The following is a 13,023-nucleotide window of genomic DNA, read 5'->3' as shown; positions in this document are numbered from 1 at the left end:
AATCGGCCCTTGTAAATGGCGACTCCATTCGAGCAAACTAGCGGCGGTAGAAGCGACGTGAAGGAAAAATCCAACTCAGAAGTGGGGCGTGTGATGCGAGACAAAGAAGAGGAACGCGTCGATGGCAGCCGCCGTAACTGGCTGGTAGCGACGACCGTAGCAGGCGGCATAGGAGGTGTTGCCGTTGTCGTACCCTTTGTTAGTTCCTTTGCACCATCCGAAAAGGCCAAGGCCGCAGGTGCCCCGGTCCAAGTCGATATCAGTGGTCTGAAGCCCGGCGACATGATGACGGTCGCCTGGCGTGGCAAGCCGGTGTGGATCATCAACCGCACGGACCGCATGCTCGCCGATGTTCAAAAAGCCGACAGCCAGGTAGCGGACCCCCACTCGCTGAATCCGTTTTCGATGCCGCTGCCGGACTACTGCAACAACGAATTCCGTTCACGCGCCGAGAACAAGCATCTGCTGGTTGCCGTCGCCGTTTGCACGCATCTGGGCTGCACGCCGACGCCGCGCTTCCAGGAAGGCCCGCAGCCGAATCTCCCCGACGACTGGCCCGGCGGTTTCCTGTGCCCGTGCCACGGCTCGACCTACGACATGGCCGGCCGCGTCTTCAAGAACAAACCCGCTCCGCAGAACCTCGACATCCCGCGCTTCATGTTCACGTCGGCGACGGCCCTTGTGATCGGGAAGGACGAAAAAGGAGAAGCGTAATGGCGAGCGAACACGAAGTAGAGACGACCGGGCTGGCTGGTTGGATCGACCAGCGCTTCCCGATGACTGCCACGTGGAAGAAGCACGTTTCCGAGTACTACGCGCCGAAGAACTTCAACTTCTGGTACTTCTTCGGTTCGCTTGCGTTGCTGGTGCTGGTCAACCAGATCGTCACCGGCATTTTCCTGACGATGAACTACAAGCCCGACGCGACGCTCGCGTTCTCGTCGGTCGAGTACATCATGCGCGAGGTGCCGTGGGGCTGGCTGATCCGCTACATGCACTCGACGGGTGCGTCGATGTTTTTCGTCGTCGTGTATCTGCACATGTTCCGCGGGCTCATGTACGGCTCGTACCGCAAGCCGCGCGAGCTCGTGTGGATTTTCGGCTGCCTGATCTTCCTGAGCCTGATGGCCGAGGCATTCTTCGGCTATCTGCTGCCGTGGGGGCAGATGTCGTTCTGGGGCGCGCAGGTGATCGTGAACCTGTTCTCGGCGATTCCGTTCATCGGTCCGGATCTGTCGCTGTGGATTCGCGGTGACTACGTTGTCTCTGACGTCACGCTGAACCGCTTCTTCGCGTTCCACGTGATCGCGATTCCGCTGGTGCTGATCGGCCTCGTGATCGCGCACCTCGTCGCGCTGCACGAAGTCGGCTCGAACAACCCGGACGGCATCGAGATCAAGGCCAAGAAGGGCCCGGATGGCGTGCCGCTCGACGGCATTCCGTTCCACCCGTACTACTCGGTGCACGACTTCATGGGCGTAACGATCTTCCTGCTGATCTTCGCGGCGATCATCTTCTTCGCGCCGGAAATGGGTGGGTACTTCCTTGAAGCCAACAACTTCATCCCCGCGAATCCGCTGCAGACGCCGCCGGAAATTGCGCCTGTGTGGTACTTCACCGCCTTTTATGCGATGCTGCGCGCCACTACCGATCCATTCAAGATCGTGCTGATGATCGTCATCGCGCTACTCGGGTTGCTGGCGCTCGTGCGCGCGCGCGGCAAGTGGAAGCTCGGTCTGCCGGTGCTTGCGGTGCTGGTGATCGTCGCGATGGTGTTCACCGAATCGAAGTTCTGGGGCGTCGTGGTGATGGGCAGCGCGGTGATTTCGCTGTTCTTCCTGCCGTGGCTCGACCGGTCGCCGGTCAGGTCTATTCGCTACCGGCCGTTCTTCCACAAGGTTTTCTTCGGGATCTTCGTGATCGCGTTCCTGACGCTCGGCTTCCTCGGCACGCGACCGCCATCGCCGGCCGCGACGCTGATCGCCCAGATCTGTGCGCTGATCTACTTCGCGTTTTTCCTCGGCATGCCCTTCTGGACCCGGCTTGGCAAGTTCAAGCAGCCGCCGGAACGGGTGCGGTTCAAGCCTCACTAATCGCGAGCCAGGAGAACATGAAGATGAAAAAACTGCTTTCGATGTGCGCGCTGGTCGGCGCGACCGTGCTTGCGCTGCTGGCCGCTCCGGTTCACGCGGACGAGAATTTCCCGCTCGATCGCGCGCCGGACAACACGAACAATTTCGCTTCTTTGCAGCGCGGCGCGCAATTGTTTGTAAACTACTGCCTGAATTGCCACAGCGCGAACCTGATGCGCTACAACCGCCTGACCGATCTCGGCATCACGCCGAACGAAATCCAGGCGAACCTGCTGTTCACCACCGACAAGGTCGGCAACACGATGACCGTGGCGATGCGCCCGGAGGACGCGAAAGCGTGGTTTGGGGCGACGCCGCCGGATCTGTCGGTGGAGGCGCGGGCGCGCGGCACGGACTGGCTTTACACGTATCTGCGGAGTTTTTACCGCGACGATACGCGGCCGACCGGCTGGAACAATCTGGTGTACCAAAACGTGAGCATGCCTCACGTGCTGTGGCAGCTTCAGGGGCAGCGTGCGGCGAAATTCGGCGACGAAACCGACGAAAGAACCGGCGAAAAAGTACACAAATTCCTCGGCTTCCAGCAACTGACTCCGGGGACGATGTCGCCGGTAGATTATGATTCTGCTGTGGCCGACCTCGTGTCGTACCTGTCATGGATGTCCGAACCGACGCAGCAAACCCGCAGGCAACTTGGCGTGTGGGTGCTGTTGTTCCTCGGTATCCTGAGCTTTTTCGCCTGGCGACTGAACGCCGCGTACTGGAAACATATCAAATAATCACGCCGCTACATGGCGTGGGGCCGGCGCCAGGAAAAACCTGCTGAACGGTTTTTCCGCGCGCTGGCCCTTCAGCTTTTTGAGGAAACGTAAACATGATGGTTCTGTATTCCGGCACTACTTGCCCGTTCTCCCAGCGTTGCCGGCTGGTGTTGTTCGAAAAGGGCATGGACTTCGAGATCCGCGACGTCGACCTGTTCAACAAGCCGGAAGACATCGCCGTGATGAATCCGTATGGTCAGGTGCCGATTCTCGTCGAACGGGACCTGATTCTGTACGAATCGAACATCATCAACGAGTACATCGACGAGCGCTTCCCGCACCCGCAGCTGATGCCGGCCGATCCGGTCCAGCGCGCGCGTGCCCGCCTGTTCCTGCTCAACTTCGAGAAAGAGCTGTTCGTCCACGTCGGCACGCTCGAAAACGAGAAGGGCAAGGCAGCGGAGAAGAATCACGAGAAGGCGCGCCTCGCGATCCGCGATCGCCTGACGCAGCTCGCGCCGATCTTCCTGAAGAACAAGTACATGCTCGGCGAAGAGTTCTCGATGCTCGACGTCGCGATCGCACCGCTGCTTTGGCGCCTTGACCACTACGGTATCGAGCTGTCGAAGAACGCCGCGCCGCTGATGAAGTACGCCGAGCGCATTTTCAGCCGCCCGGCTTATATCGAAGCGCTGACGCCGTCGGAAAAGGTGATGCGTCGTTGAGTTTGGCTTTGGAGCGCGGACGCCGCATCGCTTCGATGCGCGACCGCGCCCGCAAGAGGACTGTTGATGCAAGAGATTTCCACGAAGCCTTATCTGTTGCGCGCGCTCTACGAGTGGTGCACGGATAACGGCTACACACCGCATATCGCGGTCCGCGTCGACAATCAGACGCGCGTGCCACGTCAGTTCGTGCGCGACAACGAGATCGTGTTGAACATCAGCTTCGAGGCGACCAGCCAGCTGCAGATGGGCAACGAGTGGATCGAGTTCAACGCGCGCTTCTCCGGCAAGTCCCACAAGATCGAAGTGCCGGTCGCCAATATTCTTGCGATCTACGCGCGCGAGAACGGCCAGGGTATGGCGTTCCCGGTCGAATCGGCGGGCGGCGAGGCTCAGGATTCGGGCGCGGATGCCGCGGACGAAGCTGACACGCCGGCGGCTCCGCGCGCCGTCGAAACCGCCCCCGCCGCCCCTGCCGACCCTGCCGCGGCCACCGACGCCGCCGACAAACCGCAGCCCGACGACGATGGCTCGAAAGGCGGCGGAAGGGCTCGCCTTAAGATCGTGAAATGAAGTAGAATCACGGCCTCATGCCGGCTTAGCTCATCAGGTAGAGCGCTTGACTTGTAATCATGAGGTGGCGGGTTCGAGTCCTGCAGCCGGCACCAGATTGCGTTATCAGCAGTAACTGGAAATGCTAGAAAACCCCGTCGAAGCACACGCTTTGGCGGGGTTTTTCTTTTTTCGGTGGAAATTGCCCGGATCGTTGCTGATGCCGATCACCGAAGCCTTGGCCCGGCTTGTTTGCGACGAGGGTTTCACGCACGTCAAAACGTGCGAAGGCAGCGTGAGGTGAGCCGCGCGATGGCTCAAAAACCACGATATCTCTTTCACCTTGTCGATTGTAGACATTATTGTCTACTTTCGGTGCGTCTAGACTCACCTCATCACCGTCACCAATTCATGCCGCGCCGCGAATCCGCACGGCGGCGGTACGTTACTATTCGGGCGTCGCCCGGGATGGCGGGCAGCCGCCGGACATTCCGGTCCGCTGTCGCGGTCCACGTCGCCGGCGACGTCACATCGACTCCATTGCACCATGACCAGCCCCGCAACTCTCACCTGGCCAGAAGCCGACGGCCCGCGCACCGTACGTTGGCGTTCCGAAGCGGCCGTGCCGCCGCCGAAGCGCGTCGTCGTCGCCGACGACCGCACCACCGCCGATTCGGCCTACCGCCTCGCCTGCGAAGGCACCGCGCTGCTATGGCGCGGCGACTTCCAGAACGCGCGCCAACTGCTGCAGGCCGTCACGCGCCGGCTCGAACGCAAGCCGCGCAAGCAGGGAGCCACACCGCTCGACGCGTTCAACCAGCATCGGCAGGCGCAGTCGCAGCGCGCGCGCACGCTCGGCATGATCCTGATTCCGCTCGATGCCGACTACGCCATTCCGCTGCGTCGCGCGCCCGACGTGCGGCAGGCCTGCATCGAAGCTTATGGACCGGCGAGCGGTGACGCGTCGGTCGTGTCGTTGCGCGAGTTGCTCGGTTTGATCGGCGCGCACGAATGGCGCAAGAAGGGCGTCGAGATTACGGCGCTCGGCGAGCGCATCCATCCGCACTTCGGTGTGTTCTCACCGGTGCGCGGCGAGTACGTCGATCTGGTCGCGCGCACGCCGCTGCCGTCGCTGGACCTCGCGTTCGATATCGGCACCGGCACTGGCGTGCTGGCCGCGCTGTTGGCCAAACGCGGCGTGCGCAAGATCGTCGCGACGGACCAGGATGCGCGCGCGCTTGCGTGTGCTCGTGAAAATCTCGCGCGTCTTGGTTTCGCCGAGCACGTCGAGATCGTACAGGCCGATCTGTTTCCGGACGGTCGGGCACCGCTCGTCGTCTGCAATCCGCCGTGGGTGCCGGCGCGGCCCGCGTCGCCGCTCGAATACGCGGTCTACGATCCGGACAGCCGCATGCTGGTCGGCTTCCTGAACGGCCTCGCCGATCATCTGACGCCGGGCGGCGAGGGCTGGCTGATCATTTCGGATTTCGCCGAGCACCTTGGGCTGCGTACGCGCGAGTGGCTGCTCGCGGCGATCGAGCACGCGGGGCTCAGTGTCGTGGGGCGCGAGGACATTCGTCCACGGCATCCGAAGGCCAGCGATCAGAACGATCCGTTGTATGTTGCGCGAGCGGCCGAGGTCACGTCGTTGTGGCGGCTCAAGGCGCGGTGACGGCGACTGCGCGCGTCACGCCGACGTGCCGTGCGCTTCCAGATACGCGCACGCGCCCCGGCCAGCGACCAGCCCGCTGGCAAAGCAGGCGGTCAACAGATAACCACCGGTCGGCGCCTCCCAATCGAGCATTTCGCCCGCGCAGAATGCGCCGGGCATCCGGTCGATCATCAGATGCGCGTCCAACGCCTCGAACGGGATTCCGCCCGCCGTACTGATCGCTTCCTCGATCGGTCGCGCGCGCAGCAGTCGCATCGGCAGCGCCTTGATCGCGTGGGCGAGGCCGCGTGCATCGGCGAAGGCTTCTTTCGACAGAATCTCGTGCAACAACGCCAGCTTGACCCCGCCGATTCCGATTCGCCCGTGCAGATGACTCGCGATCGAGCGTGAGCCGCGCGGCCGCGTCACTTCCTCCACGACTCGCTCGAGCGGCAAGTCTGGCGCGAGATCCAGCGCGATCGTGACCTCGCCGCCGGCGAGAATCCGCTCGCGGATCAGCGCCGACAACGCGTAAATCAGGCTCCCTTCGAGGCCCGTTTCGGTCAAAAGTATTTCACCTTGTCGATTGTGGACTTTTCCGTCTACGCCGGTGACGGAAATCGCGACCGTCTTGATCGGCTGACCCGCGAAACGCTCGCGCAGATACGGGCTCCAGTCCGCGTCGAAGCCGCAGTTCGCGGGACGCAGCGGCGTCACCGGCACGTCGCGCGACGTCATCAGCGGCACCCACGCGGCGTCGGAGCCGAGACGCGGCCAACTGGCGCCGCCGAGCGCGAACACGACCGCGTCGCAGCTGATCGTCTGCTCACCGTTGGGCGTGTCGAAGCGCAACGCGTGGGCGGCACCGTCTTCGGATGTTGACGCCCAGCCGCTCCACTTGTGACGCATATGAAACTGCACACCCGCTTCGCGCAGCCGATGCAGCCACGCGCGCAGCATCGGCGCGGCCTTCATGTCGGACGGAAATACGCGCCCCGAACTGCCGACGAACGTCTCGACGCCCAACTCGCGCAACCATGTGCACAGCGCATCGGGACCGAACGCGTCGAGTAACGGCGCGATGCGCTCGCGGCGCGAGCCGTAGCGGTCGAGAAACGGCGCGAGGGCTTCCGAATGCGTGATGTTCATGCCGCCTTTGCCCGCCATCAGGAATTTGCGGCCGACCGACGGCATCGCGTCATATACGTGGACTTGCACGCCGCGCCCGGCAAGCGACTCGGCGGCCATCAGGCCGGCGGGGCCGCCGCCGATCACGGCGACGCGGGCGGAATCGAGCGAGAATGACATGCGGTTCAGCGGATCAACGGGGAGAAAAGGCGGTGCGCCGCGGTGACCGAACGGATATGCGGCGCGAAGGGCGCTATTGTCACACCGCGCGCGGCGCGCGGCAAACGCCGACAAACTCTGTCGAACTGTGCTCGGTACTGGCAAACAGGCGGCTATTCGCCAGGCGACCGGGCTCGATCGCCCCAGACCGGAAAATACTGGATTCAGTCTTTCTCCCGGCCGTTGCGCATCGCGTTCACCGCTTGGCCCGCGCCGCACGCGACCTATACTTTTCAAACATCTTCCATCGGACGCCGTTCGCGTCGTTCCTCGCGTCAATCCCCAATCACGTCGCTTGCGACGCAGCCGCTGCGGCGCGCTTCACTGCCGCGCGCCGGCAGCCGACGCGAAGCGCCTGATGCATCGATGGAAGAGTCGATCGTCTGGTTCAAGGAGATTGCCATGACCCGCAAATATATCGACTGTCGCGAGTTTCCGAGCGAAACGAACTGCACTGTCGCGCTATCCGCCGACAGCGACGGCGAACTGCTCGAAGCCGCGGTCCAGCATGCCGTCAGCGTTCACAAGCACGCGGATTCGCCGGAGCTGCGCGAGCAGCTGAAGACGCTATTTCACGAGGGAACGCCGCCAGTCGAGGCGCGGCACGCTTGAGACACCCGTGGAAGGGGAGTGTGGAAGCCCGCGTCGCGAGCGGCATCCAGCCGGCCGCGTGCGGGCGTGTTGCAGCAGTCTTGTGGTGACACGAGAAACGCGATACCAAGCCAATCTAACCAGCATGCCGACGCGCTAACCCGGATACGCCTCATCGACCTTCAGCCCGGCGAGCTTGAAGATCACCCGCAACGTCTGCGGCTTGATGTCGCGTCGCGACGCGAGCGTCGTCATCACGAAGTCGAGCACCTTGGCGTACTTGAGCATCGTCAGGCAGGTCTCGAGATCGACGTTGCCGTCACGCATGACCTCGGCGAGCCGCAGCATTTCCGTGGAGATGTCGCGAGCCATCTCCAGTTCGAGTTGCTGTTTCTCCGACCATGCCGGCGCGGCGGTGAGCTTCGCCATCATTTCCTGAAACTTCTGTTCGACATTTCCGTTGGGTACCGTATCCATTGCCGCCTCTTCTGTGATCATCCGAGCGCGCGACCCGTTGCAAAGCCGGCCGCTGCTGGTTACGTAACGTTCGCCCCTTGTTGCGGGACCGCTCTCCCCACATGCATCCGGTTCGCATGTCCGGTTGCACGGCCGGACAGCTTCCTGTTTTCGGCGACGCGGCTTGCACCCGCAGGCTCAGCCGGCGCTCAAGCTGTTTTCAGCCATTCTCGAGACAATTCCGCGCAGCGCCTTTCGAGCAGGAAGTGTTCCCGGTGGACCGCCTATCTCGCGTGACCCAGGCAGCGTACTCGCTGGGATTGCCGCACTTTGGGTAAACTGGCAGCAACCTTTCTCTTTTTCCGTCATCTGTCGCACGTTCGCACTGCAATTGATGGCGGCCCATACGATGTCCGGCAAAACCCACGAAATCCGTCCCAACCAGTCCGTCGAACTGCTCAAAGAGCTCCACATCCTCACGCGCGACGGCAAGATGAATCAGGACAGCCGTCGCAAGCTGAAGCAGGTCTACCATCTGTTCCAGTTCATCGAGCCGCTACTCAAGGACCTGAAGGACCAGCAGGGGGCGCTGACGCTCGTCGATCACGGCGCGGGCAAGTCATACCTCGGTTTTATCCTGTACGACCTGTTTTTCAAGGAGTTTCAGGATGTCGCTGGTGGGGCTTCGCACATTTACGGCATTGAAACGCGCGAAGAGCTGGTGACGAAGTCCGAAGAGCTGGCGGCGCGGCTCGGCTTCAAGGGGATGTCGTTTCTGAATCTGTCGGTGGCGGAGTCGATCACGTCGACGCGGTTGCCCGCCGAAATCGACATCGTGACCGCGCTGCACGCGTGCAATACCGCCACCGACGACGCGATCCGTTTCGCGCTCGAAAAGCACGCGAAGTACATCGTCGTCGTGCCGTGCTGCCAGGCCGAGGTGGCCGGCGTGCTGCGGCAGAACAAGGGCAAGGATCTGAAGAACGCGCTGACGGAAATCTGGCGGCATCCGCTGCACACGCGCGAATTCGGCAGCCAGATCACGAACGTGCTGCGCTGCCTGCAGCTCGAAGCGCATGGCTATCAGGTCAGCGTGACCGAGCTGGTCGGCTGGGAACACTCGATGAAAAACGAGTTGATCATCGCGCAGTACAAGGACCTGCCGCGGCGCCGGCCCGCTGAGCGGCTCGGCGAAGTGCTGGACGCGCTCGGGCTCGATGCGCTGAAGGAGCGATTTTTCGTGCCGGCCTGAGGCGCGGCCTGGCGCTTCACTTAGCGTTTCATCAACGCATCCCAGCCCGCGAGGCCAATGCGCCGCAGCGTTTCCTGATTGCGCTCGTAGATCTCTTCCGCGTCGGGAAAGGCCTGCACGGCCCGCTCGATGCTGTCCTCGCGCAGCAGATGCAGGATCGGATAGGGCGCCCGGTTCGTGTAGTTTTCGATATCGTCGGGCTCGCTGCCTTCGAACTGGTAATGCGGATGAAAGCTCGCGATCTGGATGACGCCTTCGAGCCGCAGTTGCTGGACCAGCCGGTCGGCGAAGAGCAGGCAGTCGTTGAAGCCGAGAAAGTCCTCGAACGCGCACGGCAGGATCAGCAACGTCGTGTCGATGGCGGCGGGGTCGGCGGCGACGAGGGTCTGCAACTCGGCTTCCAGGTCGGCCAGCACCGCTTCGAGCGTGTCCGCTTCGCTGAGCGCATAGCGAATCTGCCCCTTCACATGCACGGCCTTCGCGAACGGACACAGGTTCAAGCCGATCACGGCCTCCGTCAGCCAATGACGGGTCGCGGCGATAACGGCATCGTGGGATTCGGCGGGCAACGGCATGGCGGACGGATGTGACGGGAAAACGCGCAATTCTAAAGGACCCAGCTGACGGACTGGCTCAGCGAACCGGCTTCTCCGCCGCAAGCGGCCGCTATCAACTGCGCGGCGACTTTCGGCGCGGCGAGGATCGGCCCGCAGCCCGGCCCGTAAGTCTGGCTCGCCGCGTACACGCCCTCGATCAGCAGACCGAGCCCATCGGCCAGCGCTTGCGGATCGCCGGCGCCGGCCGCTGTCGACAGTTCGACGAGGCGCGCCATCAAGCGCTGCTTGTTGCGGAACACGAACTGCCGCGCCGGATGCGCGGTATCCGAAAACTCCACCGACACGTTCACGAACGGGCAGCCGCGGTAATCGTCGACCGAGGCGCGCACCGCGAGGTCGTCGAAGTACTGCTGAAGCTGCTTCGCCGGCTCGCCCGGATGCTTCGCGAAGCTCTTCTCGACGTAGCGGAAGAACTGCTCGTCCTTCTGCTCCAGATACGCCATCACGAGCTCGTCCTTCGACGAAAACTGCCGGTACAGACTCATCTTGTTCACGCCCGCGCGCTCGACCACCGCATCGACGCCGACCGTGCGCACGCCCTCGCGATAGAACAACTCGCTGGCCGCGCGCAGCAGATGCAGCTGCGCCTGCGGCCCGGCGGTCTGTGCGCCGCGCGCGCGCCGCGCACGAGTAGGGGCGGGCTTGGGGGTTTCGCTGTCGGACATGGCAAGTCACCCGAATGAGATTGACGCCTTGACATGTTACCGACCAGTAACTAAGATCGCAACACTATTGTGACCGATCTGTCACAAGTCATTCACCGAGGCCGCAATAATACGAACGACGCCGCCACCCGGGCCGCGTCGATGGGAGAATCGATGAACTGGGCTGCGCGACTGATAGGCGGGCGTTTCCACTACGGCTGGTTGACCGTCGCCGTGGTGTTCCTGGTGTTGCTCGCGGCTGCGGGTACGCGAGCGACACCGAGCGTGATGATGGTGCCGCTCGAGCACCAATTCGGCTGGAGCCGCGCGACGATTTCGCTCGCGATCTCGGTGAACATCGCGCTGTACGGGTTGATGGGGCCGTTCGCGGCCGCCGCGATGCAGCGCTTCGGTGTGCGCCCCACGCTGCTGAGCGCGCTCGGCGCGATGGCCGCGGGTGTCGCGCTGTCGTCGCTGATGACGCATCCGTGGCAAATGGTGCTGATCTGGGGCGTGATGGTCGGCGGCTCGACCGGGGTAGCGGCGCTGTCGCTGTCGGCGACGGTCGTGACGCGCTGGTTCACGACGCGCCGCGGTCTCGTGATGGGTATCCTGACCGCCAGCTCGGCGACCGGCCAGCTGGTGTTTCTGCCGCTGCTCGCGGCCATCGCCGAGCATTACGGCTGGCGTCAGGTCGTGTGGGTCGTCGCGCTCGCGGCGGCCGTCGTGATTCCGCTCGTCGCGTTCCTGCTGCCCGAGCATCCGGCCAGCATGCAGCTGCGCCCGTACGGCGAACCCCATGACGCGCCCATCACGACGACCGTCACCAGGCAGAATCCGCTCGCGATCGCATTCGGCACGCTCGCGTCGGCGAGCAAAACGCGCGACTTCTGGCTGCTGTTCTTCAGCTTCTTCATTTGCGGCGCGAGCACCAATGGCTATGTCGGCACCCATCTGATCGCGATGTGCGGCGACTACGGGATGACCGAAGTGCAGGGCGCGTCGTTGCTCGCGGCGATGGGCGTGTTCGACCTGTTCGGCACGACGATGTCGGGCTGGCTGTCGGACCGCTTCAATAGCCGCGTGCTGCTGTTCTGGTATTACGGGCTGCGGGGGCTGTCGCTGATGTATCTGCCGCACGCGTTCGGCATCGACTTTTTCGGACTGCCGCTGTTCGCGGTGTTCTACGGTCTCGACTGGATCGCCACCGTGCCGCCGACCGTGCGTCTTGCGACCGACGTCTACGGCAAGGAATCGGCGCCGATCGTGTTCGGCTGGGTGGTCGCGGGCCACCAGCTCGGCGCGGCGTTCGCGGCGCTCGGCGCGGGCATGCTGCGCGCGAGTCTTGGCACCTACACGGTCGCATCGATGATTTCCGGCGGCTTGTGTCTGATCGCCGCGGTGATCGTGCTGCGCATCAATCGCCCGGCCAAGGTGCCGACGCCGCAGGCAATCTGAGGCGCCCTCGCGAGCCGCGCGGATTCACCGTCAGCGAAGCAACGACGCACGGCCCCATAACGGGGCCGTGCGCGTTTTCTCAGCCAGCACGCATAGCGCCGCGCCGCAACTTGGAGCGCGCACCGAAAGCCCGTTATGCTATGTGGCCTCGGGCAGCCGCCCGGAGAACATGAATATCTACCGAGAGAAGCGCATGGCCACCAAACCCGCCTCAACCGAAGTTGCCATTCACGAGCTGATTGCAGGCCGTTGGAGCCCTCGCGCGTATTCGAGCGAGCCGGTGAGCCGCGATCAGTTGCGCGCCGTGCTCGAAGCGGCGCGCTGGGCGCCGTCTTCATATAACGTGCAGCCCTGGCGTTTTGTGGTATTCGATCGCAGCGTCGACGAAGTCGCGTTCAAGAAGGCTTTCGCCACGCTGGTGCCGTTCAACCAGGGCTGGAATGCGCTCGCGCCGGTGCTGATCGCGGTGACCGCGCACACACTGACCAACAAGGGCGACGTAAACCGCTGCGCGTTCTACGACGCCGGCGCGGCGGCGATGTCGCTGGTGCTGCAGGCGCACGCGCTTGGCCTCGCCGCGCACCAGATGAGCGGCTTCGACGTGAACGCGTTCCGTACCACCTTCGAACTACCAAAGGACGTCGAGCCGATCGCGATGATCTCGCTCGGCCATTACGGCGACGTCGACAAACTGGACCCGGTCCTGCGCGAACGCGAGAAGGCGCCGCGTCAACGCGCGGCGCTCGCGGATATCGCGTACGCCGGCGCCTGGAAGAAGGCGTTCTGAGCGATGAATTCGCCGCGCTTGCCGCGCGATTTCGCGTAAAGCGAAGAAAGCAGTCGATGAGCAACGAAGCAGTCAGGCACGCGCGGCAC

15 protein-coding genes and 1 tRNA gene are annotated in these 13,023 nt (G+C 63.4%); 11 read left to right on the top strand and 5 right to left on the bottom strand.

The features are described from left to right. Positions 1-93 precede the first annotated feature (93 nt). From petA to OKW35_RS43170, 6 genes are all read left to right on the top strand, one after another. The gene (petA, locus tag OKW35_RS43195; protein ID WP_429555305.1) at positions 94-714 is read left to right on the top strand and encodes a ubiquinol-cytochrome c reductase iron-sulfur subunit; all 621 of its coding nucleotides are present in this window, start codon (positions 94-96) and stop codon (positions 712-714) included. Further along, entirely contained in the window at positions 714-2,093 is a 1,380-nt protein-coding gene (locus OKW35_RS43190) for a cytochrome b (protein ID WP_187612904.1), read from the top strand. The genes petA and OKW35_RS43190 overlap by 1 nt, the downstream gene beginning before the upstream one ends. Before the next feature lie 23 nt (positions 2,094-2,116). Further along, positions 2,117-2,872, top strand: coding sequence for a cytochrome c1 (locus OKW35_RS43185; RefSeq protein ID WP_184065606.1), 756 nt, complete (start codon positions 2,117-2,119; stop codon positions 2,870-2,872). Between the two features lie 95 nt (positions 2,873-2,967). After that, positions 2,968-3,579, top strand: a complete 612-nt coding sequence (locus OKW35_RS43180) for a glutathione S-transferase N-terminal domain-containing protein (protein ID WP_006052302.1) — start codon at positions 2,968-2,970, stop codon at positions 3,577-3,579. Between the two features lie 66 nt (positions 3,580-3,645). Further along, complete coding sequence (locus OKW35_RS43175; RefSeq protein ID WP_184065609.1) at positions 3,646-4,152, top strand: ClpXP protease specificity-enhancing factor; 507 nt, start codon at positions 3,646-3,648, stop codon at positions 4,150-4,152. A gap of 19 nt (positions 4,153-4,171) precedes the next feature. Next, positions 4,172-4,247, top strand: a tRNA-Thr gene (locus tag OKW35_RS43170). A gap of 10 nt (positions 4,248-4,257) precedes the next feature. On the opposite strand, the gene OKW35_RS43165 is transcribed toward OKW35_RS43170, so the two are convergent. Continuing rightward, positions 4,258-4,491, bottom strand: coding sequence for a hypothetical protein (locus OKW35_RS43165; protein WP_184065612.1), 234 nt, complete (start codon positions 4,489-4,491; stop codon positions 4,258-4,260). 187 nt (positions 4,492-4,678) lie between these two features. Between OKW35_RS43165 and OKW35_RS43160 the strand changes: the two genes are divergently transcribed. Beyond that, on the top strand, positions 4,679-5,803 hold the full coding sequence (locus OKW35_RS43160; RefSeq protein ID WP_429555278.1) for a methyltransferase: 1,125 nt from the start codon (positions 4,679-4,681) through the stop codon (positions 5,801-5,803). Positions 5,804-5,818: 15 nt separating this feature from the next. Here OKW35_RS43160 and OKW35_RS43155 read toward each other — a convergent pair whose 3' ends face one another. After that, positions 5,819-7,090 carry a TIGR03862 family flavoprotein gene (locus OKW35_RS43155; RefSeq protein WP_429555277.1) on the bottom strand — a complete coding sequence of 424 codons (1,272 nt, stop codon included), beginning with the start codon at positions 7,088-7,090 and terminating at the stop codon, positions 5,819-5,821. A gap of 441 nt (positions 7,091-7,531) precedes the next feature. On the opposite strand from OKW35_RS43155, the gene OKW35_RS43150 reads away from it, so the two are divergent. Continuing rightward, positions 7,532-7,741, top strand: a complete 210-nt coding sequence (locus OKW35_RS43150) for a DUF1059 domain-containing protein (RefSeq protein WP_090805487.1) — start codon at positions 7,532-7,534, stop codon at positions 7,739-7,741. A gap of 135 nt (positions 7,742-7,876) precedes the next feature. On the opposite strand, the gene OKW35_RS43145 is transcribed toward OKW35_RS43150, so the two are convergent. Continuing rightward, on the bottom strand, positions 7,877-8,197 hold the full coding sequence (locus tag OKW35_RS43145) for a DNA-binding protein (protein WP_090802066.1): 321 nt from the start codon (positions 8,195-8,197) through the stop codon (positions 7,877-7,879). Between the two features lie 388 nt (positions 8,198-8,585). Between OKW35_RS43145 and OKW35_RS43140 the strand changes: the two genes are divergently transcribed. Beyond that, positions 8,586-9,428 carry a class I SAM-dependent methyltransferase gene (locus tag OKW35_RS43140; RefSeq protein WP_184065621.1) on the top strand — a complete coding sequence of 281 codons (843 nt, stop codon included), beginning with the start codon at positions 8,586-8,588 and terminating at the stop codon, positions 9,426-9,428. A gap of 20 nt (positions 9,429-9,448) precedes the next feature. Here the strand turns inward: OKW35_RS43140 and OKW35_RS43135 are convergent, their stop codons facing one another. Together OKW35_RS43135 and OKW35_RS43130 are read right to left on the bottom strand one after the other, a co-directional pair. Beyond that, positions 9,449-10,003, bottom strand: a complete 555-nt coding sequence (locus OKW35_RS43135; RefSeq protein ID WP_184065625.1) for a DUF1415 domain-containing protein — start codon at positions 10,001-10,003, stop codon at positions 9,449-9,451. A 32-nt stretch (positions 10,004-10,035) separates the two neighbouring features. Then, the gene (locus OKW35_RS43130) at positions 10,036-10,710 is read right to left on the bottom strand and encodes a TetR/AcrR family transcriptional regulator (RefSeq protein WP_429555276.1); all 675 of its coding nucleotides are present in this window, start codon (positions 10,708-10,710) and stop codon (positions 10,036-10,038) included. 153 nt (positions 10,711-10,863) lie between these two features. Here OKW35_RS43130 and OKW35_RS43125 point away from each other — a divergent pair, with 153 nt between their 5' ends. Beyond that, complete coding sequence (locus tag OKW35_RS43125; protein WP_184065630.1) at positions 10,864-12,147, top strand: MFS transporter; 1,284 nt, start codon at positions 10,864-10,866, stop codon at positions 12,145-12,147. A 169-nt stretch (positions 12,148-12,316) separates the two neighbouring features. After that, complete coding sequence (locus OKW35_RS43120) at positions 12,317-12,934, top strand: nitroreductase family protein (protein ID WP_260321396.1); 618 nt, start codon at positions 12,317-12,319, stop codon at positions 12,932-12,934. Positions 12,935-13,023: the final 89 nt, after the last annotated feature.

The organism is Paraburkholderia sp. MM5477-R1 (assembly GCF_050436385.1).
Classification (GTDB): Bacteria; Pseudomonadota; Gammaproteobacteria; order Burkholderiales; family Burkholderiaceae; genus Paraburkholderia; species Paraburkholderia tuberum.
Note: the sequence above shows the minus strand (reverse complement) of the source record. Positions and strands in the feature narration are given on the sequence as shown.

What these genes read in the sequence shown, in the direction of transcription:
- OKW35_RS43140 (WP_184065621.1), top strand. Translation starts at nt 8,586, where the DNA reads ATGTCCGGCAAAACCCACGAAATCCGTCCCAACCAGTCCGTCGAACTG.
- OKW35_RS43125 (WP_184065630.1), top strand. Translation starts at nt 10,864, where the DNA reads ATGAACTGGGCTGCGCGACTGATAGGCGGGCGTTTCCACTACGGCTGG.
- OKW35_RS43165 (WP_184065612.1), bottom strand. Translation starts at nt 4,491, where the DNA reads ATGTCTACAATCGACAAGGTGAAAGAGATATCGTGGTTTTTGAGCCAT.
- petA (WP_429555305.1), top strand. Translation starts at nt 94, where the DNA reads ATGCGAGACAAAGAAGAGGAACGCGTCGATGGCAGCCGCCGTAACTGG.
- OKW35_RS43155 (WP_429555277.1), bottom strand. Translation starts at nt 7,090, where the DNA reads ATGTCATTCTCGCTCGATTCCGCCCGCGTCGCCGTGATCGGCGGCGGC.
- OKW35_RS43160 (WP_429555278.1), top strand. Translation starts at nt 4,679, where the DNA reads ATGACCAGCCCCGCAACTCTCACCTGGCCAGAAGCCGACGGCCCGCGC.
- OKW35_RS43145 (WP_090802066.1), bottom strand. Translation starts at nt 8,197, where the DNA reads ATGGATACGGTACCCAACGGAAATGTCGAACAGAAGTTTCAGGAAATG.
- OKW35_RS43190 (WP_187612904.1), top strand. Translation starts at nt 714, where the DNA reads ATGGCGAGCGAACACGAAGTAGAGACGACCGGGCTGGCTGGTTGGATC.
- OKW35_RS43130 (WP_429555276.1), bottom strand. Translation starts at nt 10,710, where the DNA reads ATGTCCGACAGCGAAACCCCCAAGCCCGCCCCTACTCGTGCGCGGCGC.
- OKW35_RS43185 (WP_184065606.1), top strand. Translation starts at nt 2,117, where the DNA reads ATGAAAAAACTGCTTTCGATGTGCGCGCTGGTCGGCGCGACCGTGCTT.
- OKW35_RS43175 (WP_184065609.1), top strand. Translation starts at nt 3,646, where the DNA reads ATGCAAGAGATTTCCACGAAGCCTTATCTGTTGCGCGCGCTCTACGAG.
- OKW35_RS43120 (WP_260321396.1), top strand. Translation starts at nt 12,317, where the DNA reads ATGAATATCTACCGAGAGAAGCGCATGGCCACCAAACCCGCCTCAACC.
- OKW35_RS43135 (WP_184065625.1), bottom strand. Translation starts at nt 10,003, where the DNA reads ATGCCGTTGCCCGCCGAATCCCACGATGCCGTTATCGCCGCGACCCGT.
- OKW35_RS43180 (WP_006052302.1), top strand. Translation starts at nt 2,968, where the DNA reads ATGATGGTTCTGTATTCCGGCACTACTTGCCCGTTCTCCCAGCGTTGC.
- OKW35_RS43150 (WP_090805487.1), top strand. Translation starts at nt 7,532, where the DNA reads ATGACCCGCAAATATATCGACTGTCGCGAGTTTCCGAGCGAAACGAAC.